Here is a 25,612-nt window from a genome sequence, read left to right as displayed (position 1 = left end):
CATGCAGACCTTCGTGCTTGCGACGAACTCCGAGACTGTCAGCCAGATACTGTGTTCGTACCTCGAAGGAGTCCTCGACCCGGAAGACAGCGTGTACGCGGTCAATTCTCAGCCGGGCGGGGACAGTACGCCATCTGACGCGGTCGCCGACGGGAAGGCTGCGCTCGAAGTCGTCTCGGACCGTCTGGGCGACCAGGTGTCCGTCGAGACGTACCAGATAATCCGGGGGAACAGCCCCGCTGAGGACGTGTTCGACATTGCCGAAGAGGTCGACGCCGACGAGCTCGTCATCGGCGTCCGCAAGCGGAGCCAGACCGACCGGCTCATCTTCGGCAGCGTCGCGCAGGACATCATGCGGCAGTCTGACTACCCGATGCGGGTCGTTCCACGAGAATAGGCGGTGACTGACGGAACGGCACCGCGGCTACTTGGGTACAAAAACGCAAAACGCCCCAGCCACCGGTGTGGCCGGGTTATTCGGCCGTCTCGTAGTCGTCGAAGGCGTCGATTTCGACGCCCTCGTCGGTGATTTCTGCGAGCACGACACCGTTGCCGGACCCGGTGTCACGCTCGGCTGCGGCGTTGACCGCCCGGATCGCCAGGTCGCGAGCCTCGCCGAGGCTCATCTCGGGGTCGTACTGCCCTTCGATGGTCCCCGTCGCGACCATCGTCCCGGAGCCGGTGACAGTGTAGTCGTCTTCGAGCACGCCGCCAGCGGGGTCGACGCTGTAGACGTGGCTGCCCTCTTCGTCGACGCCGCCGACGATCGGGTTGATGGCGAAGTACGGGCCGCCGCGGGCGAAGTTGCCCGCGAGCGTCGCCAGCGCGTGAATCGAGAGCGGTTCGTCGCGGCGGACCTCGTAGAGGTCGGCCTCGGCGCGCAGCGAGCGGATGAACGACTGGGCCCCGCCGACGCTGCCGACCAGCGTCATCGCGGCCGTCGGGTGGATCTGCTCGACCTTCTGGACCTGCTTGTTCGAGACGAAACGGCCACCGAGGGAGGCGCGGCGGTCCGTCGCGATGATGACGCCGTTTTCCGTCGAGATGCCGACGGTCGTCGTCCCGGTCTTGACGACGTTCTCCTCGTCACGGCCGCCGTCCTCGTTCGGAAGATTCCCGACCTCGGGTTCGTAGGCGTCGGTCAGTCGGTTCTCGGGGTCGTACATCAGTTCTCACCCCCGAGTTCGAACTCTTCCAGGCGCTCGGCGATGTCGTCCTCGGCGAGCTTTTCGAACTGCTCGCTTTCCACGTCGATGGTGGCGATGTCGACGCCGGTCGCGTCGAGGCCGTCCTCGTTGACCGAGGCCAGCGCCCGGAGCGCGAGTTCGATGCCGGCTTCGAGGTCCATCTCCTCGGCGTACTCGTCCTCGAGGAACGTCTGGATGTCCTCGCGGGAGCCGCCGATGGCGACTGCCTGCCACTCGTAGGGCGTCCCCGAGGGGTCCGTCTCGAAGAGGCGCGGTTCGCCGTCCTCGATACCGGCGACCAGCAACGCCACACCGAACGGGCGCGCGCCGCCTGTCTGGGTGTACTGCTGGATGTAGTCCGTGATCTCCTTCGTCAGCGACTCGACGGAGGCGGGCTCGTCGTAGCGCAGACGATTGACCTGGGCCTGGCGGCGCGCCACGTCGATGAGCTGGCGCGCGTCGGCCACGTGGCCCGCGCTGGCGACGCCGACGTGGGAGTCGATCTCGTGGATCTTCTCGATGCTGTCACGCTCGATGAGCGGCGACCGGGCGTGGCGGTCCGCGGCGATGACCACGCCGTCCTCGGTGCGGACCCCGACGCTCGCGGTTCCGCGCTTGACGGCTTCTCGTGCGTACTCGACCTGATAGAGGCGTCCGTCCGGGGAGAAGATAGTGATCCCGCGGTCGTAGGCCTGTTGTTCGTTTCCTTGCATGATGTATCGTGTTGTTGTTCACCTGAGGTTAGGGTTGCTCTTATATAACCGTATCGCGGGCCGCTGCCCTCAGAACAGCGGCAGGTCGCCGGTGACGCGGTCCACAATCTCGTCCTCGGCGGGGCCGACGGCGAGCGCCGTCACGGTCCCCGGATCGAGCTGTGTGTGGCCGGCGTCTCGGACGACCGCATGCGGCAGGCCTTCGCGCTCGGCCACGTCCGCGAGCTCGAACAGCTCGGACTCGCTGGTGGCCTTCAGGACGACTTTCTTCTGCCCCGCGCCCTTCCAGGCTTTGCGGGGTTTCGGGCCGGCGTCTTCGTAGGCCGACAGCGAGGCGTGGGCAACCTGGGCGGCGAGCTTGCCCTCGCCCATGCCGATGTCGGCCCGCGCGACGATAGCCTGCTTCATACGATTACATGGCCACCCGTACTTAAACTCCCGTCGGACTCCCTCCACGGTTGCACATACCACAGAGTACATACGCCGTGGCCGAGCACACCCCGGAGATGCCCTCCACCATCCGAACGTTCCTCCTGCGACCGGGTACGTTCTTCGAACAGCGACGTGACCAGCTGAACGGACTCCGTGGCGGCGGCCTCGCTCTCGGCATCGCCGTCGCCGTCACAGTCGTTCTCGGAATCGCACTCCGGCTGTTCGCCGCGCAGTTCACCGGCACTGTAGAGCGAGACAACCCCGCACGGCCGCCGGACCAGATGTGCGAAGACGGCGGTGTCGGCGGGATGACCGTCGCTGGCTGTGACGAACCGGCGACGAGAACTGTCGAAATCGGGTCACTCATCTGGGACTATGCGACCGAGGTCCTTCCGGGGCTGTTTGTCGGCTTCGTCATCGTCTGGATCGGATTGATGATCGGTCTGTACGTCGGGGCAAAGCTAGCCGGTGGCTCCGGTCAGTTCGGCGAGACGGCAGAAATAACCGCCTGGGGCCTGCTCCCGTCCGTTGTCGGCGTTGCCGCCGGCGGTGCTGCACTCGTCTTCTTCGCTGCCACCACCGATCTCTCCGCGTCCGCTCCGGAGCTGCTGCTCGAACAGGTTCGGCGTCTACAGAACGGGCTCTCTGGGCTCGTATTCCTCGCAATACAGGTCGGTACTGCAGCCTGGCAGGCGTACATCTGGGCTGGCGGGCTCCGAGTCGTCCACGAGATTAGCAGGTACGCGGCGGTCGCCATCGCCGTCATCGCCGCGACGCTCCCCGTGATAGCCTCCTGACACTGTCAGCTGTAAGTCTGTCAAGAATTACGCCACCGCGAATATCTTACAATAGTTACAGCCGACAGTATGAGAATCGGGGAGTTTAGGCTTCCGGCCGCACACGCCACTCTCATGATACTCTCTGATGCGGACATCCTCCGACGGCTGGAACAGGGTGACCTCGTCGTCGAACCGCTCGACGACCCGGACATCCAGATTCAGCCGGCCAGCGTCGACCTCCGTCTCGGCCGGGAATTCCTGGAGTTCCAGCACGCCAACATCCCCTGTATCCACCCGAACTCCGAGGACGAAGTCGCCGACTACGTCGAGGAGACGGTCATCGAGGAAGGCGGGGAGTTCATTCTCCACCCCGGCGATTTCGTGCTGGGGACGACCCACGAACGCGTCGCCATCCCCGACGACCTCATCGCCCACGTCGAAGGCCGCTCGTCGCTTGGCCGGCTTGCGATTGTGGTGCACGCGACGGCCGGCCTGTGTGATCCCGGGTACGAGGGCCAGATCACGCTCGAACTGTCGAACCTCGGCACCGCGCCCGTCGCGCTCACGCCCGGGATGCGGATCTCGCAGCTCACCTTCACGGAACTCAAGACCGCTGCAGACCGCCCGTACGGGGCCGAGCGCGGCTCGAAGTACCAGGGCCAGTCCGGGCCGCAGGCGAGCAAGATACAGGGAGATAGAGAATTCGGAGGCGACCAATAGATGCGGTTCATCGAGGAGATCGTCGTCGACGACTTTTTGCCGACGTTTCGCTCGCTGCTGGCCGACGCTCTCAGGGAGCGCGGGCTGACACAGTCCGAAGTCGCCGACCTGCTGGGAATCAGCCAGAGCGCGGTGTCGAAATACGTCCACGGCGACGTGGCGCGCCACGACGATCTGCTGGCCCATCGCGGGCTGGAGGAACTGGTCGAGCGACTGGCTGACGGGCTGGCCGATGGGGATATGAGTTCCGTCCAGGCGCTGGTCGAGACGGAAGTGTTCATCCGCGAACTCGAACAGGGCGGCGTGCTCGCGCAGTTACACGAGGACGCGGTTCCGGAGCTTGGCGACTACGACGACGAGTTCGCCGTCCACGACCCGGACTCACAGTTGCGGTCGGCCGAGCGGACGCTCGCGTCGGTGCGGCGCGGACTCAGCGTGCTGGAAAACACCAGCGGGTTCGCGACGCTCATCCCGGCGGTCGGGTCGAACCTCGTCCAGTGTCTCCCCGACGCCGACAGCATCGAGGACGTGGCCGCCGTCCCGGGGCGGATTCTCGACGTGAAGGGACGGGCGACGATTCCGGCGGACCCGGAGTTCGGCGTCAGCGAGCACGTCGCATCGCTGTTGCTGGCGGCGCGGGCTGCCGGGAGCGACGCCCGCGCGGTGTTGAACGTCCGGTACGACGACGGCGTCGTGACCGCGCTACGAGATGCCGGTCGGACCGTCGTCGAGTTCGACGCCGAAGAGAGCGTCGAGCCGGCCGTCGCGGCCGCGCTGGCCGACGACCCGGGGGCCGACGTGCTCTATCACACCGGCGCGATGGGTATCGAGCCGGTGGTGTACCTGCTCGGGGACGACGCTGTATCGGTCACCGAAACGGCACGCGAGATCCTGTGACCGACGCGCAGTCGTTTTACGGCCGGTGGGCGCGAGTGTACGACTGGGTAGCGAGTGCGCCCGGCGTGGCGTCCTGGCGCGACCGGACAGCGGACTCGCTGGCGCTCGCGCCCGGCGACACCGTCGTCGAGATGGGCTGTGGTACGGGCGCGAACGTGCCCCACCTCCGGGAGCGGGTCGCCCCGTCGGGCCGGGTCGTCGGCATCGATGTGACACGTGAGATGCTTGATCGGGCACGCGAACGGCCCGCGAGAACCGCCGAAGGCGTACACTACGTGCAAGCCGACGCTGCCCGTCCGCCAGTCCGAGAGGCGGACGCCGTCCTGGCGACGTTCGTCGCTGGCATCTTCGAGGACCCCGCGGCGGCCGTCGACGCGTGGTGTGACAGCGTCACCCCCGGCGGCCGTGTCGCCCTGCTGAACTTCCAGCGGAGCCCCAGCGCCCTCGCCGCGCCGCTGAACCTCGCGTTCGAGGGGTTCGTCCGCCTTTCCGCGCCGGGAGCGCGGCTATCCAGACAGTCACACGCCAGCGCGTTCGAGCGGCGAGTGCGGGCGGCCCGCGAGCGACTCACCGAACGGACGGTAGACAGACGGTACGAGGCTCTCGCCGGGGGATTCCTCGGTCTGCTGAGTGGGACTGTGCCGTAACGGGAGCGATGGGTCGAACCGCTATGGGCGATACCGTTCGGCGTGCTCCGGACAGAACTCGGGCTCTCGTAGCTGCGCAGTGACGACGCCGGGCTGGCGGTGCGCGTTGTGGAGCCGACAGCTCTCCTCGTCACAGAACGCCTCGCCCGTGTCGAGGTAGTGGTACGCCTGCAGGACGTACCCCTTGATAGCGGCGGTCGTCCGCGGGTCGTCCTCGACGAGGAACTCGCCCTCGACCTCGTTTTCGAGCACCTCCCGGGGCGGCGTTCCACCGGAGAGGAGAGCGTGTTTCTGCTGTTCCTTGTAGTACTGCTCCGGTTTTGCGGGGGCCTCGTAGAGCCCCGGCACGGAGACGACCGCGGGCTGCCCGAGGACGTTCACGCGCTTGTGCCAGCGGCCGTCGTGGTCGCCCCAGGTCCCGACGACGCGGTCCAGCAGCGGGACGTGAAGGTGGTCCAGCGACCGCTCGGACTCGGAGATTCGCTCGTGGAGCGCCCGCTGGACGGCCAGTCCGTCGTAGATGACGCCACCGGCCCGCTCGGGCGATTCCAGTGCTCGCTCTTCGTAGCGAACGATCCCCAGCATCGTGTTCCCGGTCTCGCGGTCGTACGGCGAGAACACCCGCGCCCGTGCGAACGACTCCGCTAGCTCCGAGTCGCCGTGCAGTGAGAGGAACCGGTCCCGGACGGCGATCTCGGCGTCAACCCGCGAATCGAGCCAGTCGGCGATGGCCTCGGCGTCGGCGACTGTCGTCGGGGCACGGTACAGCGTGACGGACTTCATAGTATTTGTGAGTGGTATCGGTCGGTAATACTATTTGTGTCTCGGGAACTATCGCGGATTGAGAGATGGGTCGTCGGAGTGAAGAAGGAGAACAGACGGGTTAGCGTGGCGCGCTCTCGGGCGAGAGACAGACATCCCACTGCAGTACCAGACAGGACGCCGCCACCGGACAGACTGAGCCGCTCCAGTGGGGAGTCACTGCTCCGGTTCGTGGGGGAGCGTCGTCGGGTCCGAAGTAAGCGCGTCGATGCAATCGGTGACGGACCATGTCGTCTCTCCATCGGTACACGGATACACGCCAACCAGCTCATCGTCCGCGTACACCGCGACAGCTATCATCGGGAGCCGCAGCACCTCCGTGCTTCCGCCGACCAGTAGCGACGACGTTCGCGTCTCGAACGGCGGTCGGAGACTGAGTCCCCGTTCGCTCGCCCACTGTTCGTACCGGTCGACGGTCGCCAGCACCTCACCGTGCTCGCCCTCCTGAGACACTGGAATTTCCTCGGGCCATGTCTGGACATCGAAATCGTCGATAGCCCCCGTTGTGGCGAGTTCCGTGAACTGGTCGATAGCTGTCGTTCGAGGGCCACAGACCGGCCGCCGACTCCAGAGCTGGACCGCGATCTCGCCGCCGACTGACTCGTCAGACCTGTGTTTGTCGCTCCGCTGCATCTCTTCTGACATTGGTTGTCAATCACTAACATCTTCACACTACTCTTGTTTAATTGTTGGTTTCAGCGCGATATTACGGCCTGAATGGGCAACTAAGTAGTGGAAAACTAGCCGGTTAAAAACCAGAGGGGCGTGGGTGGATTTCAGTCGTCGGCAGGGGATGCGGCGTCGCGGCTCGTGACGTCGACGGGGTCCGCATCGACCTCCAGTTCGTCTAGCGCGACCTGTGCGGCGCGCTTGCCGGAGACGAGCATGGCACCGAACGTCGGGCCCATGCGCGGGAGGCCGTAGGTGGTCGCCGTCGCCATGCCGGTGACGACGAGGCCATCGTGGGCAAGACCGGTGTGTTCGACGACAGCGTCCTCGCTTTCCCCGACCCACATCGAGTCGTGGCCGGGCGAGTCGTGACCGGGTGCGCCGTAAGTGTCGTCGTCGGTCTGGTCCATGCCGCTGGCTTCGTCTTCGAGGCCCGGTGCGTTGAGGACACCGCGCTCGTCGAGTTTCTTGACGGCCATCGCGTCGTGGCCGGTCGCGTCGATAACGAGGTCGGCCTCGACGGCGATGGGGTCGACGCAAGTGATTTCGCGGGGCAGTGCGTGGACCGGCGTCCAGTTCATCACGATGCCGCCGACGCGATGGTCTTCGCGGATGACGATATCGGTGAACTCCGTCATGTTCTGCATCTTCGCGCCGGCATCGCAGGCGGCCTTGATGAGGCCGGAACAGGCCTCCGGCCCGTTGGCGACGTAGAGGCCCTCGCTGTCCTTGGACTGCTTGTGGTCGACATCGAGTTCGTCTAGCACCTGCTGGGCCGGATCGCGGACGGTGACCTTGTTCATCAGGAAACCGCCGAGCCAGAAGCCGCCGCCGAGGTAGTTGTTCTTCTCGACGACCATCACCTGCACGCCGCGCTCGGCGAGTTCTTTCGCGGCCATCAGCCCCGACGGACCGCCGCCGACGATGATGACATCGGAGTCCGAGAAGTCCATGAATTCCTCGGTCCACTCCTGACCGATCGCGCGTGTGACTTCCGCCTCGCCGACATCGCTGAACTGTTCGAATGAATCGGAATCGCTCATACCACCTAGTAATATCTCTTGGTGGTACAAAGTCGTTCTGGTACTACGACTCGCGGGAAGAGTGGCTCGGACCAGCGATAGCGGTCAGTTCCAGGCCTGGAGACCCGCGTTGGTCAGCACGTCAGACCCGCCGTCCGGCTGACAAACTGCCCACCGGGTACGGTTGCTGTCTTCGGGAAACAGGTGTTCGGGGACGAGCGGCATCGGCACGGGCGGGTAGCCACCCCGGCGCATCGCCGTGGGGCCCGGGAACCGCGCGACAATCCCGTCGCCGTCGGTCACTTCGAACTGGCCGTCGTCGGCTCGGCGGTAGGCGTGCTGGAAGGCGTGGCGGCCGACGTCGGCCAGCGAATCGACGTGTTCGAGGACGGCGACCACCTCGGTCCCGACGCCCAGTTCGAGCCGGGAGCGGCTCTGGTCGATCTTCACTTCACGCCATTGCAGGTCGTCTGCGGGGGCTCGCGCGCAGGCGTACGTCCCGTCCGAGAGCGGAACGCGGTCGGGGCCGTTGTAGAACTGTCGCCCGTCAGGGCCGTCCGCGGCGAGACAGGCGGGATCTCCAAGCACCGTCGCGACCACCTGGGTCAGCGTCGTGCCCATCTCCTCCGTGGACGGGACGACGAACAGGCAATCGCGGCCCTCCCGCACTGCGTCGACGAACCTGGGCACGAGTCCCGACGGGCCAACGTCGGCTTCGGTTAACGGCTCGATGGCGATTGGCTTCGGGGACTCCCTGTCGACGAGACCGATCGCATCGTCGGTAGGTGTCGCAAGGGCCGGCGGCCCGCGGCTGTCGTCGCGCACTGTCACGTCGTAGCCGGCCCGCTCACACAGCGTGACGCCGTGGTCCCGGACCGATGGGTAAAGAAGCATTCGTCTGCAGTAGGGGCTCTCTACGCTTGAACCCTCACAGTCGGGGAGGATGTGCTGAGGCGACGAGAACGCCAGGGTATCGCCGGCTACGACCCGAGTCCCAGGTCCGCCGTCCCCTCTGCCCCCTGATAGCGGTCCCGGTCGTCCCAGTCGGCGATGCTCGAATGGGTCTCCCAGACCGCGGTTTCGAGATGCTCCCGCGTTATCTCCGACCCGTCCCGCAGGGCGTGGCGCGCTGCGTCCTCGGCGACGAGTGCGAGGTCGCTTGCGGCGTACCCCTCGGTCGGCTCGACGATGGCGTCCCAGTCGATGTCACCCGCGATGGGCCGGTCCTGCAGGTGGATCTCCAGGATCTGCTTGCGAGCCTCGGCGTCCGGTGGCGGGACCTCCACGCGCTCGTCGAACCGACCGGAGCGCCGGAGCGCCGCGTCGATGTCCTCGACGAAGTTCGTCGCGGCGACCACGACGATGTCGTCGGCCGCTGCGCCTTCGAGTTCGGTGAGCAGTTGGTTGACCAGTTGCTGCTCGCTCGTGTTCATCGAGCCACGCCGCGAGCCCGCGATGCCGTCGATCTCGTCGATGAACAGCACGCAGGGGGCGTTCGCGCGGGCCACCTCGAACACCTCGGCGACGTTGCGGGCCGGCTCGCCCATCCACTTACTGGTTACGTCCGCGGGGCTGATTTCGACGAAGCTGTGGCCGAGTTCGCCCGCAAGTGCACCGGCGAGGTGGGTCTTCCCACAGCCGGGCGGGCCGTACAGCAGTAGGCCCGACAGCACGTCGATGCCGTACGCTTCGTACTCCTCAGCGTTCTCAAGCGGGTCGAGGACCGTGTCTTCGAGTCGGTCCTTCAGTTCACCCATCCCGCCCACGTCGGCGAAGTCGCGTCCGGCGTCAGTCTCGACGAGCGAACTGGCCTGCAGGTCGACGCCGTCGGGCTGGACGACGCCGTTCTCGGCGACCATCTCGGGGTCGACCCAGTCCGGGATGCTGGTATCGGTTTCCGCGGCGGCCTGCATGAGATGCTCCGTCCCGATTGGGGCGTCGGCTCGCAACGCCTTTCGGGCGGCGTCCTCGGCGATTAGTTCGATGTCGCTGGCCGCGAAGCCGGCCGTCTCCTCGACGACGGGGCCGAGGTCGATGTCGGCCGCTGTCGGCCGGCCGGCGAGGTGAATCTCCAGAATCTGCGTTCGCGCCGCGGGGTCCGGCGGGGGGACCTCCACACGCTCGTCGAACCGGCCCGAGCGGCGGATGGCGTCGTCCACGTCTTCGACGAGGTTCGTCGCGCCCAGTACCACCACGTCCTCGTCGGCGATCCCTTCGAGTTCGGTGAGCAGTTGATTCACCAGTTGCTGCTCGCTGCTGTTCATGTTGCTGTCGCCGTCGCGTGCGCCGGCGATGCCGTCGATCTCGTCGATGAAGAGGATACAGGGCGCGTTCGCGCGGGCGATCTGGAACAGTTCCTCGACTTTCTGTGCGGGTTCGCCCATGTACTTGCTGGTCACGTCGGCGGGCGTGACCTCGATGAAGGCGTGGTCGACCTCGCCCGCGAGCGCGCCCGCGACGTGCGTCTTTCCACAGCCGGGCGGGCCGTGCAGCAGGACGCCGTTGACGACGCCGATACCGTACTCCTCGAAGGCGCTGGGGTCCTGCAGCGGCCGGACGACCTTGTGATTGAGCGTCTCCAGTAGCTCCGACATCCCGCCCACGTCGGCGAAGCTCCGGGACGGGTTCGGGTCGACCAGCCCGTCGGCCTGCATGTCGACGCCGTCGGGCTGGACAACCGATCCGTCGTCTGACGGTCGCTCGCGGTTTATCGAGGGCGCGCCGTCGTTGCTGTCGGAGCCGGAATCACCGCCCGTCCCGGCCGATCCGGAGTCGTCGGACTGGTCGATTCGCTCGCGGATGTTCCGTTCGAGCCGGTCGGGGTTGACCTCGTAGCCGTACTCGGCCAGCCGTCGGGGCTCGGCGCTGAGGAACTCCGCGAGCCAGCCGTGGAGTTTTAGCTCCTCAGTCGGGGCGTCCGGGTCCCGGAACGTGACGAGCTTGACGTCCGAGCTGTCCGGCGAGTGGTACTCGGCGAGCCAGAACGGGAGGTACAGGCGCTCGACGGCGGTCACGCTGTCGAACCCGTCGGGATCGAAGTCGCCGGGGAGCCCGTAGGACTCGCGCAGCTTCCGGAGGAACACGTTCGCCGCGCCCGAGGCGGAGTCGTGGCGCTGCTCGCGGTACTCAGCGACCCGCTGTGGCAGCAGCGACCGGGCGTCGTCGTCGGTGACCTGAAACTGCAACAGGACGGAGCGGCCAAGCGCGGGGTCGTCGCGGCCGAAGTCGTAGTCGCCCGTCGCCCGGCGGACCACCGCGTCGGTGTCGTCGACGTACTGCGCGACGGCCCGGTCGTTGTCCGCCCAGAGCCCGTCGAGAAACGCCGTCTCGGATTTCGTCGTCGTGCCGAACAGCTTCCCCTCGCCGGTCTCGTACTCGTAGTCGACCTTGAACACCGGATAGAACACCCGGTGGAGCCGTTCGAGTCGCTCGGCATCGCCGAAGGCCGTCATCGTCCGCTGGTCGAGGGTTTCTCTGACGGTCTCCTCGTCGGGTACCCGCCGGTCGGCGTAGATGTACGGCGGCAGGCTCATTCGAGGTCCCCCTCCCGAATCGTCCGCTCGGCGGCAGTCAGGGCGCTGTCGGCGTCGAACGCGTCGATGGCGTCCCGTTGAGCGTCGGGATCGCCCCGGAGGTTTCGGGCATGCTCGGTGATGTTCGGTATCGCGCGGATGATGTTGTCGATGATAGGCACCGTCGATACCTCAGCCGAGCGGCTCTGTGGGTTGAGGTCGATGACCAGTTCCGTCTTGCCCATCTCGCCCAGCGCCTCGGCGCGGTCACCGTCCTCCAGCGGGACGAGCACCACGTCCGCCGCGCCGATGCCGTCGGCGTCGACCTTGGCGCGCTCGTGGTCGAGGCCGGGGATGCGTCCGTCAGCGGTGAGCCCCTTCACGTCTGTCGCCCCGTGCTCGCGGAGGTACTCGGCTATGGCCTCGATTCGCTCCTCGGTCCGGTTGAACAGGTTCACTTCGAGGTCAGCGCCGGTCACCTCGGCCAGTTCGACGAGTTCGCCGGGCACGAGGGCGGCGGCGTTGCCGTTGACCGAGACGACGGCCTGCTCGGCGGACAGGAGGTGCGCCGCGGCGGCGCGCTCGGCGGCGTCGGCGCTGTCGATGGTGCGCTCGCCCAGCAGGTAGTCGAAGGCTTCGCCGCGGCCCTGTGCGATGAGGCCCTGTCGGGAGGTGATACCGCGGTCGACGCCCGCCTCGATCCGGTGGCGGGTCAAGAGCGACTCGTAGCGGGGGTGGCTTTCAGGGAGGTCGACGTCCTCGCTCATACGTTCCAGTGATAGCTCCCTGTACTAAAGTCGTCCGTCAGGGGCGCGGCTCGGTCGTCGTCGCGTGTCTCACCGGAACCGATCACCGGCCGACTCCAGCTAGCTCCGGAAAAGGTTATCTGCGGGTCAACACAACTCCGTGCCATGGATACCCGACAGGCGTTGCTTGTCGACGCGTTCGCCGCGGAACCGACGGCGGGCACGCCGACCGGCGTCGTGCCCGAAGCCGACGGACTGACCGCCGACCAGATGCAGGCCATCGCCAGCGAACTGGGGGCCACCGAGACGGCGTTCGTCCTGCCTTCGGCGGATGCCGACCGCCGGCTTCGCTGCTTCTCGCCGACCGAGGAACTGGAGCAGGCGGAGACGGCGACAGTCGCCGCGCACGCGGCGCTGTACGAACGTGGTTCGGTCGACGCCGCCGAATGGGCGGTCGCCACCGCTGGCGGCGAGGTCGCTGTCGAAACCAAACCGAACGGGATGGTCTGGGTCGAACAGGGCCGGGTTGACATCACCGAGGTAGAGATCCCATACAGCGATGTCGCGGACGCGCTCGGACTCGACGAGGCGACGCTCAAGGACGTGGGCGCGGACCTCCCGCTCGTGACGGCCGACGCCGGCGAGTCGTGGCTCGTGGTCCCGGTCAACTACTTCGAGCATCTGAGCAACCTCACCGTGGACGGGGCTGCCGTCGCCTCGCTCTGTGACCGCGCGGACGCGGCCGGCGTGTACCCGTTCACGTTCGACACGGTCGGCGGCGACGCGACCCGGCGGTCGACGCTGCACGGGCGAGCCTTCCGGGTCGGGAGCCGGACGGAGGAACCGGTAAGCGCCGCGGCGTCGGGGGCCTGCGCGGCGTTCGTTCGCCGCTACGGGGCGCTCGATGAGACCATCGAACAGATAACCGTCGAGGGTGGTCACTTCCGCGACCGACCCGGGACGGTGTCAGTCGATACCGACGGGACCGAGGTGTGGGTCGGCGGACGCGGCGTGACTGCGCTGGACGGTACAGTGACTGTCCCCGCTGTTGACGACGATGATATTATCGAAGCGTGACAGTCCACACCGCACCGGCAGGCTGAACCCCTAATTCACTCGAAATCGAGTGAAGAGCGATTGCTCACTGGCTGCAACCGGAACATCCTTACTTGTCGTTGAAGATGGTACGAATGAGTCCATGCCAACACTGTGGCTCGACGAAATCGGTGCCGACGACCTGGCGCGGGTCGGCGGCAAGGCGGCGTCTCTCGGAGAACTGACCGGAGCGGGCCTGCCCGTTCCGTCGGCGTTCGTCGTTACCGCCGACACGTATCGGTCGTTCATCGAAGCAACTGGAATCGACGAGCCGCTCTTCGAGGCCGTCGATGTCGACAGCGACGACTCGCAGGCGCTGGCCGAGGCGGCCGAACGCGCCCAGGAGTTGATCCTGGAAACCGACACCCCGCCGTCGGTCCGCGAGGACCTGCTAGCCGCATACGACGAGATGGGCGACGAGGACGTTGCGGTGCGGTCCTCGGCGACCGCAGAGGACCTCCCGGACGCCTCCTTCGCCGGCCAGCAGGACACGTACCTGAACGTCTCGCGTGCGGACCTCCTGCAGCGAGTCAAGGAATGCTGGGCGTCGCTGTTCACACAACGAGCTATCTACTACCGCAACGAGAACGACTTCGCGCACGACGCCGTTGACATCGCCGTCGTCGTCCAGCAGATGGTCGACGCGGAGAAGTCCGGCGTCATGTTCACCAGTCACCCCTCGACCGGCGGCCCGACGGCCATCATCGAGGCCGCGTGGGGACTGGGCGAAGCGGTCGTCTCCGGTGCGGTGTCGCCCGACAACTACATCGTCGACCGCGAGAGCGGCGCTATCGACGAGGTGACCGTCGCCGACAAGAAGGTGATGTGCGTTCGGGGTGAGGACGGGGAAACAATCGAACGCTCCGTCCCCGAGGAGAAGCGAAACGAGCGCGTCCTCTCGGAGGACGAGATTCATCGGCTCATCGAAATCGGTGAGCGCGTCGAGGACCACTACGATACTCCACAGGACGTCGAGTGGGCGGTCTACGAGGGCGAGGTGTACCTGCTGCAGTCCCGCCCGATCACCACGATTGACGACCCTGAAGGGAGTGCCGGCTCGGCCAACGAGGTCGAGAGTCAGCCGCCGGGTGCCAAATCGGGCGTCGCCGACGGCGGAGCGATGGAGAGCCAGTCGGAGTCGGTCCGACTCTCCGGAATCGGCTCCGCGCCGGGCCGGGTCACTGGCGTCGTCCGCATCGTCGACAAACTCGACAACCTCGACAAGGTCGAGGACGGCGATATCATCGTCGCCGAGATGACCACGCCGGACATGGTCCCGGCGATGAAACGCGCCAACGGCATCATCACCGACGAGGGCGGGATGACCAGCCACGCCGCTATCGTCTCCCGTGAACTCGGCGTCCCGGCCGTCGTCGGTGCCGAGGACGCGACGCAGAAGCTCCGAGACGGCGAGACGGTCACCCTGGACGGCGATAAGGGGACAGTCGAGAAAGGGGCCCAGGTCCCAGAAACGAGCGACGAGGAAAGAGACGCCGGGCCGGTGGAGGCACATTCGGCCGTCAAGCCGATGACCGGGACCGAAGTCAAGGTCAACGTCTCCATTCCGGAGGCCGCCGAACGAGCCGCCGCGACCGGAGCCGATGGCGTCGGCCTCCTGCGCATAGAGCACATGATCCTCTCGACGGACAAGACGCCCTCGCGCTACGTCGAGGACCACGGCGAGCGCGCGTACGTCGACGAAATCGTCGAGGGCGTCCGCTCGGTCGCCGAGGCGTTCTACCCGCGCCCGGTCCGCGTCCGGACCCTCGATGCCCCCTCCGACGAGTTCCGGCAGCTCCAGGGCGGCGAGGACGAGCCAAGCGAGCACAACCCGATGCTCGGCTATCGGGGCATCCGGCGGTCGCTCGACCGACCCGGCGAGTTCAAGCTCGAACTCCGCGCGTTCGAGCGCCTGTACGATCTGGGCTATGACAACGTCGAGCTGATGCTCCCGCTTGTGACCGACGCCGAGGACATCCTGCGGGCGAAGGCGCTGATGCAGGAGGTCGGCATCGACCCCGAGAAGCGCGACTGGGGCGTTATGGTCGAAACGCCGGCGAGCGCACTCTCCATCGAGGAGATCTGTGAAACGGGGATCGACTTCGTCTCCTTCGGGACGAACGACCTCACGCAGTACACGCTCGCCCTCGACCGCAACAACGGCAACGTCGCCGACCGCTTCGACGAACTCCACCCGGCCGTCCTCGAACTCATGAGCCAGGTCATCGGGACCTGCCGCGAGTACGACGTCGCCACGAGCATCTGCGGCCAGGCTGCCTCGAAGCCCCAGATGGTCGACTTCCTCGTCGACGAGGGGGTCACGTCCATCTCCCCGAACATCGACGCCGTCCGTGACGTCCAACACGAGGTCAAGCGCGTCGAACAGCGCCTGCTACTGGAATCGGTCCGCTGAGGCGCGGCCGCCTGACGTAGCCAGCAGGCTTTTTTGCTCCGTTCGCTTCGTTGCGGTATGGCACCCGAATCGACACCGGAAGCCAAGAGTATCAGTTCCGGTGTGTCGTACATCCCCTTCGGTATCCCTGGACTGGACGGACAGGTCCGCGGGATTCCGACCGGGAGCACGGTCCTGCTGGCCGGGGCGTCGGACGCGGGCGGCGATGCGTTCACCTATACGAGTCTCGCGACGCTGATGCTCGCGAAACACCGCCCGGAGATGGTCCCGAACGGCATCGCCCGCCGCAGCGAGGCGATCCCGGAGTCGGTGACCTACATCACGCTCTCGCACGACCGCGAACACGTCTACAGCGAACTCGACGCCGTGCTCGACGGCTACCAGTTCGACACGCTCACGGACAACATGACCGTCGCCGATTTCTCCCAGCGATTCATGGAGCTGTTGCCGGTTCCGGAGCCGCTGTTCGATGCTCGACGGAGCGACGACGAAATCGAACAGCCCGACGCGGAGCCGCCGGAACGAGAGCCCTCCGAGGGGACGTTCGAGAAACTCTTAGCCGACATCAGCGCACGGGTGAACGACGCCGCGGAGACGCTCATCGTCATCGACTCGTTGACTGACCTCGAACGGGCGACGGAGTTCGGCTTGCCCAAGAACCACGAGATCGCGTTCCTGATGGGGCTCCGGGAGGCGGTCGTCAACTGGGGGAACGTGGCCTTCGTCAAACTCGACCGGCCCGCGGGCGACGTGCGGTCAGACGAACTCATCCACGGCCTGCTGCACGGCAGCGTCTACTTCTACTCCAACGACAAGGGGTTCGAGACGTATCGGACGATGCGTGTCGGCTCCTTCGGCGGCGCGCTCGACACCGAACGCCAGACCGTCTTCGAGTCGCTGATCGGCCCCACGGGCTTTCGCGCGAAAGCGACGAAGAAGATCGGGCCGTCGAACTGGTAACCCGAGCACAACGGCTAAACCGCTCCCCCTCTATACTCGCGATAGATGCTCCAGCGGGCAGAGCCACAGGATTTCGAACGCGTCCTCTCGTCGATGTGCACCGTGCCACATCCGTCGGCACGCGAAGCGGCGGAACGCTTCCTCGCGACGAACCCCGGGGACCCGGGCACGTACGAGACCGTCGCCGACCTGGAACGCGAGGCCGTCGGCTATCTCGGCGAGATCACCGGGCTTTCCGACCCCGCGGGCTACGTTGCCTCGGGCGGAACAGAAGCGAACCTCCAGGCGATACGTATCGCCCGTAACCGCGCCGACACGGACGATCCGAACGTGGTCGCGCCCGTCCACGCGCACTTCTCCTTTACCAAGGCCGCTGACGTCCTCGGCGTGGAACTGCGGACCGCGCCGGCGACGGACTACCGCGCCAACATGGAGGCGATGGCCGAACTCGTCGACGAGGACACGGTGTGTGTCGTCGGCGTCGCCGGCTCGACGGAGTACGGCTACGTCGACCCGATTCCGGCCGTCGCCGACCTCGCCGAGACAGTCGACGCCCTCTGTCACGTCGACGCAGCGTGGGGCGGCTTCTATCTCCCGTTTACCGACCACGACTGGCATTTCGGCCACGCGGACGTGGACACGATGACCATCGACCCCCACAAGGTCGGGCAGGCGGCGGTCCCCGCGGGCGGCCTGCTGGCCCGCGACCGGACGTTGTTGGACGAACTCGCCGTCGAAACGCCGTATCTGGAGTCGACGGACCAACTCACGCTGACCGGCACGCGGTCAGGTGCCGGCGTGGCCTCCGCCGTCGCGGCGATGGAGTCACTGTGGCCGACGGGCTACGAGCAGCAGTACGAAACGTCGATGGCCAACGCCAACTGGCTGGCCGACCAGTTGTCGGCGCGTGGCCACGACGTGGTCGGCCCGGAACTCCCGCTGGTCGCGGCCGACCTCTCGATGCCGATGACCGACGAACTCCGGGACCGCGGCTGGCGGGTGTCGAAGACCGGGGCCGGCGAGATGCGCGTCGTGTGTATGCCCCACGTCACGCGGTCAATGCTGCGGTCGTTCGTCGCTGACCTCGACTGGTACTGAATCGCGGACATCGACCGTGACCGCGCGACGAATACACGGCTATTGAGTCCTCGTGAGGAAACATACGAAGGTTTAGAAGTGCCGGTTTGCTACAGGGGGGTGTGGACCTGGTAGTAACGACCCCGGTGCTCATTTCCTTCATCGGCGACTGCGCGACCGCCGGTACTCCTCTGTCTCCGCTGGAAGAGACCGTCTGTACGGCCACCGGTCCGACCGGACTGGGTATCATCGCGGTGTACTCGTTTCTGATCGCGTTCATTCTCCCGCTCCCGAGCGAAGTCGTACTCGTTCCGGCCGAAACCCTTCGGCTCGGGCTCTCTACGAACGGGAATCTGGTTGCGATCATCCTCGTCAGCGGCCTCGGGAAGGCCTTCGGGAGTCTCGTCGCCTTCCACATCGGCCAGGAGGCAAAGGAGTACGGCCCACTCGTTCGCTGGATCAAGCGATCACGGTTCAACATCATCGAATGGTCGGAAAAGAAGACGGTACAGCTCGCACAGAAGTACGGCTACGTTGGCCTGGCGCTTGCGCTCTGTGTTCCCTTCTTCCCCGATACGATCTCGATCTACGCGTTTACTGTCCTCGAACGCGACTACTATCGGTTCGGCGCGGCAACGTTCTTCGGCAGCGCCGGGCGGCTTGTGGTGACACTCGCACTCGCAGGCGGCACGCTCGCGCTGCTGTGACCGGGCAGACCCGGAGCGTGGCCGGCACGCCGAAACCAACCCCCTTTTGACCCGTCGGTGGCACACGAACAGGTATGAGCAACGACGAGTTTCCGACGGACCAGCCGGCGGTCGTGACCTGTGGGTTGCCATACGCGAACGGCGACTTGCACGTCGGCCACCTCCGGACGTACGTTGACGGGGACGCGCTGTCGCGCTCCCTCCGACGGATCGGCCAGCAGACGGCGTTCGTTTCGGGGTCGGACATGCACGGTACACCGGTAGCAGTCAACGCCGCCGAAGAGGGCGTCGAGCCGCGGGAGTTCGCGCTGGACTTCCACGAGACGTACGCCGAGACGTTCCCGCAGTTCAACATCGAGTTCGACAACTACGGGCACACCGACGACGAGACCAACGTCGAACTCACTCAGGAGTTCGTTCGTTCGTGGGTCGAAAACGATCACGTCCACGAGAAGGAGATCGAGGTCGCCTGGGACACCGAGGAGGACCAGCCCCTCCCCGACCGCTACGTCGAAGGGACCTGTCCCTACTGCGGGGAGCAGGCCCGCGGCGACGAGTGCGACGAGGGGTGCCAGCGCCACCTCGAACCCGGCGAGATCGAGGACCCGGTGTCGACGCTGACCGGGAACCCCGCCGAGTACCGCACCCGTGAACACAAGTTCCTCCGGCTCGCCGACTTCCAGGAGTACCTGCAGGGCTTCCTCGACCGCCTGGAAGGCACCGACAACGCCCAGAATCAGCCCCGCGAGTGGATCGAGGGCGAACTGCAGGACCTCTGTATCACGCGAGACATGGACTGGGGCGTCGATTACCCGGCAGATGTCGACGGTGGCGACGAACTGGTGCTGTACGTCTGGGTCGACGCGCCAATCGAATACGTGGCCTCGACGAAGCAGTACTCCGAGCGGGTCGGCGACGACGAGTACGACTGGGAAGAGGTCTGGAAGATCGACGGCGAGGAGCGCCACGCCACCGAGTGGGACGAGGAGTGGTCCGACGACAACGCCGAGATCATCCACGTCATCGGGCGTGACATCATCCAGCACCACGCCGTCTTCTGGCCGGCAATGCTCCGCGGCGCGGGCTACAACGAGCCCCGGTCGATTCTGGCGACCGGGTTCGTCGGCATCGACGGCAAGGCGCTCTCGACCTCGCGAAACCGCGCCGTCTGGGCCGACGAGTACCTCGACGCCGGCTTCCATCCCGATCTGTTCCGGTACTACATCGCGACCGGCGCTCAGATCGATACGGACGTGGACTTCTCCTGGGACCGCTTCCAGGAGCGGGTCAACGGCGAACTCGTCGGCAACGTCGGCAACTTCATCTACCGCTCGCTGCTGTTCGCCGAGCGCAACTACGACGGCACGCCTGACGCCGCCGTCAGCGACGACGTGCGCGACCGGATCGAGGCGGCCACCGATGACTTCGAGGCCGCCGTGCGCGAGTACGACGTTCGCGAACTCGCCGAAATCGCCATCGAACTCTCGAACTACGGCAACGAGTACATCCAGCGCAACGAGCCCTGGAACCTCGTCGACGACGACCCCGAGGAAGCCGAGCAGGTCATCCGTGACTGCGTCCAGTTGACCAAGGCCGTCGCGGTGCTCATGCAGCCCGTTCTGCCGGGCAAAGCCGAGCGCCTCTGGGGCCAGCTCGGCGAGCAGGGCTCCGTCGCGGATGTGACCCTCGACAGCGCGCTCGAAGCGCCGCCGGCCGAGTTCGGCGAGCCCGCGGAGCTGTTCGAGCAGGTCGAGGACGACCACATCGAGGCGCTGAATGAGGAACTGCAGGAGCGGGTCGAGAGCGAGGCTTCGACAGAAGCCTCGAACGGAGGCGGCGAAGCCGCCGGAGACGAAGGGGACGACGGCGATGCGGAGACCGCCGACCTCCAGCCGCTCGTCGAGGACCGCATCAGCTTCGAGGACTTCGAAGGCGTCGACATGCGCGTCGGCGAGATTCGCAGCGCCGAGCCGGTCGAGGGCGCGGACAAGCTCCTCCGCCTGGAGGTCGACATCGGCCACGAAGTCCGGCAGGTCGTCGCCGGCCTCCGACAGCTCCATGACGCCGAGGATCTCCCCGGAACGCGGGTCATCCTCCTTGCGAACATGGAGAAAGCCGAGCTGTTCGGGATCGAATCCAACGGGATGGTGCTGGCCGCCGGCGACGAGGCGGACCTGCTGACCACCCACGAGGACGCGCCGCTTGGAACCCGCATCAAGTAATCCCAGTCGCCAGCGCTTTTGTAGTCACGGCACGTATCGCGGAGCATGGATGACGACGGGGCCGCACAAGACGACGCGGCCGTTGCGGGTGACACCTTCACCGAGGAGTACGAACTGGCGACCGAAGCCGACGTAATCCAGGTCGAGGATGACCCCGACGACGAGGCGGCTGACGACGATGAGGGGGCAGTCGCTGGCTCGTTCGCCCCGGACCTGGAGGTGACACCCGACGCGCCGAAGCCTGAGAACGTTGTCTTCGTCGCTCTAGGGGTCTGCATCGCGATTCTCGCGCTCGGGCGGATGTTCCTCGGGGCGGAGATGTACGCGCCGTCCATACTCGGCGGCGTGGTCCTGTCCGTTGCACTCGGAACCGCAGTACTGTATGGGTTCTTCGTCCGGACGAGCGACGCGTAAGACTGCACCGGTGACTGTGGAGGGTGCCCGACCCCGACACTTAATCCTGCTCCGACACTAAGTGAGGGCATGGTGAACCCGCTGGCGGCAGTTGCCCCACTGCAGGCCGAACCACTGTTAGGTATGTCGCTCTCCATTCTGCTGTTTCTGGCCGGCGCGGGCCTCATCGTGGGCGAAGCGCTCGCCCCCGGGACCCACTTCTTCGTCCTCGGCGTGGCCCTGCTGACAGCGGGGCTGGTCGGGCTGTTCATCCCGGCGAGCCTGGGCATCCTCGCGCCGCTCATCCTCACCGTCGTCGTCCTGGCGACGACGGCGGTCACGCTCTGGGGGTATCGAAAGCTCGATTTCGCCGCGCCGGGCCGCGGCCAGACGCTCAGTTCCGACTCGCTTACGGGACAGTTCGGGACTGTTACCGAGCGCGTGACCAAGAGCGACGGCGAGGTTAAACTGGAGGACGGCGGTTTCAACCCCTACTACCAGGCCCGTTGCTCCGGCGACCCCATCGAGGAGGGGGCGGAGGTCATCGTCATCGACCCCGGCGGCGGGAACGTCCTGGAAGTCGAGGCGGTGGAGTCGGCGACTGACGAAATCGACCGCGCGCTCGAACGCGACCGGAGCCGGGGCGACGGGGATGCCGAACCGGAGCGCGACCGGAACCGGAGCGACAAGGATGCCGAACCGGAGCGAGAGTCGGAGCGGGCGTAGGTGTGTAATTCGGTAGTTTGTGACAGGGACACGGAAGCCTTTTCCTTGAGCGCTCCGGAGGTTTGACTGTCATGTTCCCCGCGACAGCACCGCTACAGCCTGGAGGACTCATCGGTTTCGTCACCGTAATCTTCCTCCTGATCGCCATCGCGCTGGTGTACTCCAGCGTCGTGATCATCCGCCCGTACCAGAAAGGTGCCTACACGGTCCTCGGCACCTATCGCGGCGTCCTTGACCAGGGGATTCACTTCATCTACCCCTTCGTCTCCGACGTGACGCGGTTCGACATGCGGACCCAGACGCTCGACGTGCCACGGCAGGAGGCTATCACCCGCGACAACTCGCCGGTGACCGCCGACGCCGTCGTCTACATCAAGGTGATGGACCCGAAGAAGGCGTTCCTCGAAGTCGACAACTACGAGCGTGCCGTCTCCAACCTCGCCCAGACGACCCTCCGTGCCGTGCTGGGTGACATGGAACTCGACGACACGCTGAACAAGCGGGGCGAGATCAACGCCCGTATTCGAAAGGAACTCGACGAACCAACCGACGAGTGGGGAGTCCGCGTCGAGAGTGTCGAAGTCCGCGAGGTCAACCCGTCCAAGGACGTCCAGCAGGCCATGGAGCAACAGACCTCCGCCGAGCGGAAACGCCGTGCCATGATCCTGGAGGCCCAGGGTGAACGGCGCTCCGCCATCGAGACGGCGGAAGGTGACAAGCAGTCCAACATCATCCGCGCACAGGGTGAGAAGCAGAGCCAGATTCTGGAAGCCCAGGGTGACGCGATCTCGACCGTCCTGCGTGCGAAATCCGCCGAATCGATGGGCGAGCGGGCTGTCATCGACAAGGGGATGGAAACGTTGGCCGAGATCGGCCAGGGCGAATCGACGAAGTTCATCCTCCCGCAGGAGCTCACCTCGCTGGTGGGCCGCTACGGCAAGCACCTCCAGGGCTCCGACGTGAAGGAGAACGGGCACGCGCTGGAAGCGCTTGACTTCGACGACGAAACCCGCGAGATGCTCGGCCTCGACGACATCGAGGAGATCCTCGGCCAGATCGACGAGGAAGCGCAGGTCGACGTCGAAGCCATGGAAGAAGAAGCCCAGAAGATCAAGGAAGGACAGGACACTGGCCTCGACAGCGCTGACGAGATGATCGAGGAGATGGACGCCGAAATCGACGACGACCCGGGCACGACGGACGTGGCCGGCGGCCCCGACGACACGACGCGAACGTCAGAAGTCGACAAGGACAACTAGTCCTGATAACCAGGCGAAGACGTTTTATTACCGACCCACCTTTTCGGTAGCAATGACACGTGAGGGCGACGTGGACGAGGACAAGCGAGCGACGCTCCGCCGCTTTGCCGCCCTCGGTGCAGCGAGCCCGTTTGCCCGCTTCGGCGACAGCGGGAGCGAGAGCGACGCGCCCGACGCCATCGCCGGGTACGTCTCGGCACATCCCGGGACCCACTTCTCGAAGCTTCGCGACGATCTCAAACTCGGGACCGGCGAGGCCCAGCACCACCTCCACCGGCTGGAAAACGAGAATATCGTCGTCTCACAGAAGGACGGTGACTACCGGCGCTACTTCCCGGCCGGCCAGTTCTCCGAGTTCGAACAGGCGGCGCTTGGCTACCTGCGCCGGTCGACCGCCCGCGGGATGCTCGTCACGCTCCTCCGCCGCCCGGACGTGACGGCGTCAGAACTGGCCAGCGAACTTGACGTGTCGCGACCGACAGTGAGCAACTACGCTGCCGATCTGGAGTCCGCCGGACTGCTGTCCCGAGAAGACGGATACGCGGTTACTGAACCCGAAACCGTGCTGACCCTGCTGATCCGGTATGCCGACTCGTTCGGCGACGATGTCGCCGCGCTGGCCGGCGAAGCCGACTCGCTGCTGCGATACGATCCGTGATGCCGGCGGCAGAAACCGCCCGCTGTCAGTCCGGTTGCGTCTGTGCTTCCCTTAGGTCTCTTTGTCGACGCCGGTGATTTCGAATCTGGCTCCGCCCGACTCGCTGTCGGTCACACTGACGTCCCAGCCGTGGACAGCGGCGATATCGGTGACAATTGCGAGGCCGAAGCCGGTGCCTTCGGACGCGGTCGAGTAGCCCGCTTCGAACACCGTGTCTCGCTCGTCTTCGGGAATCCCCGGGCCGTCGTCAGCGACGTAGAAGCCGTTGGCGTCGTCGATGTCGCCGACGGTAACCGTCACCCCGTCATCATCGGCGCTGTCTGACTGCATCGAACTGCCCGCAGAGCCCTGCTCAACGCTGTTTTCTTGCATCCGTGAGAGCGAGGGGGTCGACGCGTGTGTCACGCTATTCCGGAACAGGTTTTCCAGTAGACGCTGTAATCGGCGGGGATCGGCAACGACGACACTGTCCGTATCGGTCACCAGAGTCCCGTTCTCTGTCCCGATAGTCTCCCAGCACGCGCTTGCGGCGGTCTGTAAACTGACGGGCTCGGTGGTCGTCGCCTCGCGTCCGTCCCGTGCCAGCGTCAGGATGTCGTCAATGAGCGTCTGCATCCGCTCGTGGGCGCTGTCGATACTGTCGAGGTGGTCGCTGGTCACGTCCTGTTGAGCCAACTCCAGGTGGCCCTGTGCGACTGTCAGTGGCCCCTGGAGGTCGTGGCTGACGACGCTGGCAAAGGACTCCAATCGCTCGTTCTGAACGCGGAGTCTGCGTTCGCGCTCCTTCTGTTCGGTGATGTCCTGGATGAATCCCCGAACCGTTCGCTTCTCCCCGTCCTCGACTCGTTTGCCGTGGGTCCGGACCCACCGACAGTCGCCTGTCGCGGTGATGAGCCTGACCTCGAGGTCGTACGGTTCTCCGTCTTCGAGGGCCGCGTCGACGGCGTCCGCAACGGTCTCCCTGTCGTCGGGGTGGTAGAACGAGAGCCCGTCTTCGACTGTCGGGTCGAAGTCGTCGTCGACCTCGTGGATGCGACGGGTGCCCGCTGTCCAGGTCGACATCCCGCTTTCGTCGAACTCCCAGGCACCGAGGTCACCGAGCTCCTCCGCCTCGGCGAAGAAGTCCCGTAACTGGGCGAGGTTCTGTTCGTGCTCGATACGCTCCGTGACGTCCTGGCAGTGCGAGAAGATGGTGACAACGTCGCCCGAGTCGTCAGTGACGATGCGATTGTGCCACTCAACCACGATGCGGTCGCCGTCCTTCCGGACGTTCTCGTTGACGCTATGGTAGCCGCCACTGGCCTCGCTGAGAGCGGACGTGACTGCGTCGACGTTGTTGTAACTCTCGGGGCTGACGAACACTTCCCACGTTTCCCCGACCAGCTCGTCCTCGGTGTAGCCGAACATCTCTGTGAGAGTGTCGTTGACGCGGACGATTTCGAAGTCCTGATTATACTCGACGAACCCGAGCGGCGACTGGTCGATAAACAGCGAGAGCCGGTCTTTACTCGCTTCGAGGGCGCGCTGTGACCGGGACTGTTCGACGGCGTTGACGATTCGGTTCGCGAGGAGGGCGTAGTGGCTGGTATCGGACGTTTTCTGTAGATAGTCAGTGACACCTGCGGAGATCGCGTCACCGGCGACTGCCTCGCTTCCACGGCCGGTGTACAAAATAAACGGAAGGTCCGGATAGTCTTCGCGGACCGATTCGAGGAATTCGATGCCGTTCTCGCCGGGCATTTCGTAGTCGGAAACGATACAGTCGACAGATTCTGTCTCGAGCAGCCGCAAGCCCTCTGATGCACTCGTCGCGGTCTCGATGTCGAACTCGGCTCGCTCTCGCTCGAGGAACGCCGCTGCCGTCTCTGCGTACGGCAGGTCGTCGTCGACGTGAAGCACCCGGATGGCGGAACCAGCCTCGCCCATTGGTGTGTTCGATTATGGCACCAACTGTTA

At 65.7% G+C, this 25,612-nt stretch carries 25 protein-coding genes; 15 read left to right on the top strand and 10 right to left on the bottom strand.

Features of this window, described 5'->3' with window-relative positions; translation table 11 throughout:
* Position 1 precedes the first annotated feature (1 nt).
* A complete protein-coding gene (locus ACOZ4H_RS06050) occupies positions 2–397 on the top strand; it encodes a universal stress protein (RefSeq protein ID WP_424328443.1) in 396 nt (131 codons plus the stop codon).
* Positions 398–473: 76 nt separating this feature from the next.
* On the opposite strand, the gene psmB is transcribed toward ACOZ4H_RS06050, so the two are convergent.
* From psmB to pth2, 3 genes are all read right to left on the bottom strand, one after another.
* Positions 474–1,166, bottom strand: a complete 693-nt coding sequence (gene psmB, locus ACOZ4H_RS06045) for an archaeal proteasome endopeptidase complex subunit beta (protein WP_424328442.1) — start codon at positions 1,164–1,166, stop codon at positions 474–476.
* The gene (psmA, locus tag ACOZ4H_RS06040) at positions 1,166–1,900 is read right to left on the bottom strand and encodes an archaeal proteasome endopeptidase complex subunit alpha (protein ID WP_007188840.1); all 735 of its coding nucleotides are present in this window, start codon (positions 1,898–1,900) and stop codon (positions 1,166–1,168) included. The genes psmB and psmA overlap by 1 nt, the downstream gene beginning before the upstream one ends.
* Positions 1,901–1,969: 69 nt before the next feature.
* Complete coding sequence (pth2, locus tag ACOZ4H_RS06035) at positions 1,970–2,308, bottom strand: peptidyl-tRNA hydrolase Pth2 (RefSeq protein ID WP_424328441.1); 339 nt, start codon at positions 2,306–2,308, stop codon at positions 1,970–1,972.
* Between the two features lie 77 nt (positions 2,309–2,385).
* Here pth2 and ACOZ4H_RS06030 point away from each other — a divergent pair, with 77 nt between their 5' ends.
* From ACOZ4H_RS06030 to ACOZ4H_RS06015, 4 genes are all read left to right on the top strand, one after another.
* Entirely contained in the window at positions 2,386–3,129 is a 744-nt protein-coding gene (locus ACOZ4H_RS06030; RefSeq protein WP_424328440.1) for a YIP1 family protein, read from the top strand.
* A 114-nt stretch (positions 3,130–3,243) separates the two neighbouring features.
* Entirely contained in the window at positions 3,244–3,831 is a 588-nt protein-coding gene (gene dcd, locus ACOZ4H_RS06025) for a dCTP deaminase (RefSeq protein WP_007188837.1), read from the top strand.
* Positions 3,832–4,728 carry a thiamine-phosphate synthase family protein gene (locus tag ACOZ4H_RS06020; protein ID WP_424328439.1) on the top strand — a complete coding sequence of 299 codons (897 nt, stop codon included), beginning with the start codon at positions 3,832–3,834 and terminating at the stop codon, positions 4,726–4,728.
* Positions 4,725–5,375, top strand: a complete 651-nt coding sequence (locus tag ACOZ4H_RS06015) for a class I SAM-dependent methyltransferase (protein WP_424328438.1) — start codon at positions 4,725–4,727, stop codon at positions 5,373–5,375. Before ACOZ4H_RS06020 ends, ACOZ4H_RS06015 begins: the two co-directional genes overlap by 4 nt.
* 21 nt (positions 5,376–5,396) lie before the next feature.
* Here ACOZ4H_RS06015 and ACOZ4H_RS06010 read toward each other — a convergent pair whose 3' ends face one another.
* The 6 genes from ACOZ4H_RS06010 to ACOZ4H_RS05985 form a co-directional block, all read right to left on the bottom strand.
* Complete coding sequence (locus ACOZ4H_RS06010) at positions 5,397–6,158, bottom strand: DUF7001 family protein (protein WP_424328437.1); 762 nt, start codon at positions 6,156–6,158, stop codon at positions 5,397–5,399.
* Positions 6,159–6,353: 195 nt separating this feature from the next.
* Positions 6,354–6,842, bottom strand: a complete 489-nt coding sequence (locus tag ACOZ4H_RS06005; protein WP_424328436.1) for an HTH domain-containing protein — start codon at positions 6,840–6,842, stop codon at positions 6,354–6,356.
* A 131-nt stretch (positions 6,843–6,973) separates the two neighbouring features.
* Positions 6,974–7,909 carry a sulfide-dependent adenosine diphosphate thiazole synthase gene (locus ACOZ4H_RS06000; protein ID WP_424328435.1) on the bottom strand — a complete coding sequence of 312 codons (936 nt, stop codon included), beginning with the start codon at positions 7,907–7,909 and terminating at the stop codon, positions 6,974–6,976.
* Between the two features lie 84 nt (positions 7,910–7,993).
* Entirely contained in the window at positions 7,994–8,782 is a 789-nt protein-coding gene (locus tag ACOZ4H_RS05995) for a hypothetical protein (protein WP_424328434.1), read from the bottom strand.
* A gap of 86 nt (positions 8,783–8,868) precedes the next feature.
* The gene (locus ACOZ4H_RS05990; RefSeq protein WP_424328433.1) at positions 8,869–11,421 is read right to left on the bottom strand and encodes an AAA family ATPase; all 2,553 of its coding nucleotides are present in this window, start codon (positions 11,419–11,421) and stop codon (positions 8,869–8,871) included.
* Complete coding sequence (locus tag ACOZ4H_RS05985; protein ID WP_424328432.1) at positions 11,418–12,167, bottom strand: 4-phosphopantoate--beta-alanine ligase; 750 nt, start codon at positions 12,165–12,167, stop codon at positions 11,418–11,420. The genes ACOZ4H_RS05990 and ACOZ4H_RS05985 overlap by 4 nt, the downstream gene beginning before the upstream one ends.
* Positions 12,168–12,311: 144 nt before the next feature.
* Here ACOZ4H_RS05985 and ACOZ4H_RS05980 point away from each other — a divergent pair, with 144 nt between their 5' ends.
* The 10 genes from ACOZ4H_RS05980 (at position 12,312) to ACOZ4H_RS05935 (ending at position 23,656) form a co-directional block, all read left to right on the top strand.
* On the top strand, positions 12,312–13,223 hold the full coding sequence (locus ACOZ4H_RS05980; protein WP_424328431.1) for a PhzF family phenazine biosynthesis protein: 912 nt from the start codon (positions 12,312–12,314) through the stop codon (positions 13,221–13,223).
* A gap of 121 nt (positions 13,224–13,344) precedes the next feature.
* On the top strand, positions 13,345–15,654 hold the full coding sequence (gene ppsA, locus ACOZ4H_RS05975; RefSeq protein ID WP_424328430.1) for a phosphoenolpyruvate synthase: 2,310 nt from the start codon (positions 13,345–13,347) through the stop codon (positions 15,652–15,654).
* Positions 15,655–15,711: 57 nt separating this feature from the next.
* Positions 15,712–16,614, top strand: a complete 903-nt coding sequence (locus ACOZ4H_RS05970; RefSeq protein ID WP_424328429.1) for an RAD55 family ATPase — start codon at positions 15,712–15,714, stop codon at positions 16,612–16,614.
* A 45-nt stretch (positions 16,615–16,659) separates the two neighbouring features.
* On the top strand, positions 16,660–17,712 hold the full coding sequence (gene mfnA, locus ACOZ4H_RS05965) for a tyrosine decarboxylase MfnA (RefSeq protein WP_424328428.1): 1,053 nt from the start codon (positions 16,660–16,662) through the stop codon (positions 17,710–17,712).
* Between the two features lie 101 nt (positions 17,713–17,813).
* The gene (locus ACOZ4H_RS05960) at positions 17,814–18,398 is read left to right on the top strand and encodes a YqaA family protein (RefSeq protein ID WP_424328427.1); all 585 of its coding nucleotides are present in this window, start codon (positions 17,814–17,816) and stop codon (positions 18,396–18,398) included.
* A gap of 74 nt (positions 18,399–18,472) precedes the next feature.
* On the top strand, positions 18,473–20,620 hold the full coding sequence (metG, locus tag ACOZ4H_RS05955; protein WP_424328426.1) for a methionine--tRNA ligase: 2,148 nt from the start codon (positions 18,473–18,475) through the stop codon (positions 20,618–20,620).
* A gap of 45 nt (positions 20,621–20,665) precedes the next feature.
* On the top strand, positions 20,666–21,034 hold the full coding sequence (locus ACOZ4H_RS05950) for a DUF7312 domain-containing protein (RefSeq protein WP_424328425.1): 369 nt from the start codon (positions 20,666–20,668) through the stop codon (positions 21,032–21,034).
* 69 nt (positions 21,035–21,103) lie between these two features.
* On the top strand, positions 21,104–21,739 hold the full coding sequence (locus ACOZ4H_RS05945; RefSeq protein ID WP_424328424.1) for an NfeD family protein: 636 nt from the start codon (positions 21,104–21,106) through the stop codon (positions 21,737–21,739).
* A gap of 71 nt (positions 21,740–21,810) precedes the next feature.
* Positions 21,811–22,998, top strand: coding sequence for an SPFH domain-containing protein (locus tag ACOZ4H_RS05940; RefSeq protein ID WP_424328423.1), 1,188 nt, complete (start codon positions 21,811–21,813; stop codon positions 22,996–22,998).
* 52 nt (positions 22,999–23,050) lie between these two features.
* Complete coding sequence (locus ACOZ4H_RS05935) at positions 23,051–23,656, top strand: winged helix-turn-helix transcriptional regulator (RefSeq protein WP_424328422.1); 606 nt, start codon at positions 23,051–23,053, stop codon at positions 23,654–23,656.
* A gap of 51 nt (positions 23,657–23,707) precedes the next feature.
* Here ACOZ4H_RS05935 and ACOZ4H_RS05930 read toward each other — a convergent pair whose 3' ends face one another.
* Positions 23,708–25,582: a PAS domain S-box protein gene (locus tag ACOZ4H_RS05930; protein WP_424328421.1), complete on the bottom strand. Its 1,875-nt coding sequence runs from the start codon at positions 25,580–25,582 to the stop codon at positions 23,708–23,710.
* Positions 25,583–25,612 lie beyond the last annotated feature (30 nt).

It is taken from the genome of Haloarcula amylolytica, from assembly GCF_049705545.1.
GTDB classification, from domain to species: domain Archaea; phylum Halobacteriota; class Halobacteria; order Halobacteriales; family Haloarculaceae; genus Haloarcula; species Haloarcula amylolytica_B.
The sequence above is the reverse complement of the archived record's forward strand: the minus strand, read 5'-3'. Positions and strand labels throughout refer to the sequence as shown.

Coding starts and splice junctions, on each gene's coding strand:
- ACOZ4H_RS06005 (WP_424328436.1), bottom strand. CDS start 6,842: ATGTCAGAAGAGATGCAGCGGAGCGACAAACACAGGTCTGACGAGTCA.
- ppsA (WP_424328430.1), top strand. CDS start 13,345: ATGCCAACACTGTGGCTCGACGAAATCGGTGCCGACGACCTGGCGCGG.
- ACOZ4H_RS05970 (WP_424328429.1), top strand. CDS start 15,712: ATGGCACCCGAATCGACACCGGAAGCCAAGAGTATCAGTTCCGGTGTG.
- ACOZ4H_RS05980 (WP_424328431.1), top strand. CDS start 12,312: ATGGATACCCGACAGGCGTTGCTTGTCGACGCGTTCGCCGCGGAACCG.
- pth2 (WP_424328441.1), bottom strand. CDS start 2,308: ATGAAGCAGGCTATCGTCGCGCGGGCCGACATCGGCATGGGCGAGGGC.
- ACOZ4H_RS06050 (WP_424328443.1), top strand. CDS start 2: ATGCAGACCTTCGTGCTTGCGACGAACTCCGAGACTGTCAGCCAGATA.
- ACOZ4H_RS05935 (WP_424328422.1), top strand. CDS start 23,051: ATGACACGTGAGGGCGACGTGGACGAGGACAAGCGAGCGACGCTCCGC.
- ACOZ4H_RS05950 (WP_424328425.1), top strand. CDS start 20,666: ATGGATGACGACGGGGCCGCACAAGACGACGCGGCCGTTGCGGGTGAC.
- ACOZ4H_RS06010 (WP_424328437.1), bottom strand. CDS start 6,158: ATGAAGTCCGTCACGCTGTACCGTGCCCCGACGACAGTCGCCGACGCC.
- ACOZ4H_RS06020 (WP_424328439.1), top strand. CDS start 3,832: ATGCGGTTCATCGAGGAGATCGTCGTCGACGACTTTTTGCCGACGTTT.
- ACOZ4H_RS05995 (WP_424328434.1), bottom strand. CDS start 8,782: ATGCTTCTTTACCCATCGGTCCGGGACCACGGCGTCACGCTGTGTGAG.
- dcd (WP_007188837.1), top strand. CDS start 3,244: ATGATACTCTCTGATGCGGACATCCTCCGACGGCTGGAACAGGGTGAC.
- mfnA (WP_424328428.1), top strand. CDS start 16,660: ATGCTCCAGCGGGCAGAGCCACAGGATTTCGAACGCGTCCTCTCGTCG.
- ACOZ4H_RS05990 (WP_424328433.1), bottom strand. CDS start 11,421: ATGAGCCTGCCGCCGTACATCTACGCCGACCGGCGGGTACCCGACGAG.
- ACOZ4H_RS05930 (WP_424328421.1), bottom strand. CDS start 25,582: ATGGGCGAGGCTGGTTCCGCCATCCGGGTGCTTCACGTCGACGACGAC.
- psmB (WP_424328442.1), bottom strand. CDS start 1,166: ATGTACGACCCCGAGAACCGACTGACCGACGCCTACGAACCCGAGGTC.
- ACOZ4H_RS05985 (WP_424328432.1), bottom strand. CDS start 12,167: ATGAGCGAGGACGTCGACCTCCCTGAAAGCCACCCCCGCTACGAGTCG.
- ACOZ4H_RS06000 (WP_424328435.1), bottom strand. CDS start 7,909: ATGAGCGATTCCGATTCATTCGAACAGTTCAGCGATGTCGGCGAGGCG.
- metG (WP_424328426.1), top strand. CDS start 18,473: ATGAGCAACGACGAGTTTCCGACGGACCAGCCGGCGGTCGTGACCTGT.
- psmA (WP_007188840.1), bottom strand. CDS start 1,900: ATGCAAGGAAACGAACAACAGGCCTACGACCGCGGGATCACTATCTTC.
- ACOZ4H_RS05940 (WP_424328423.1), top strand. CDS start 21,811: ATGTTCCCCGCGACAGCACCGCTACAGCCTGGAGGACTCATCGGTTTC.
- ACOZ4H_RS05945 (WP_424328424.1), top strand. CDS start 21,104: ATGGTGAACCCGCTGGCGGCAGTTGCCCCACTGCAGGCCGAACCACTG.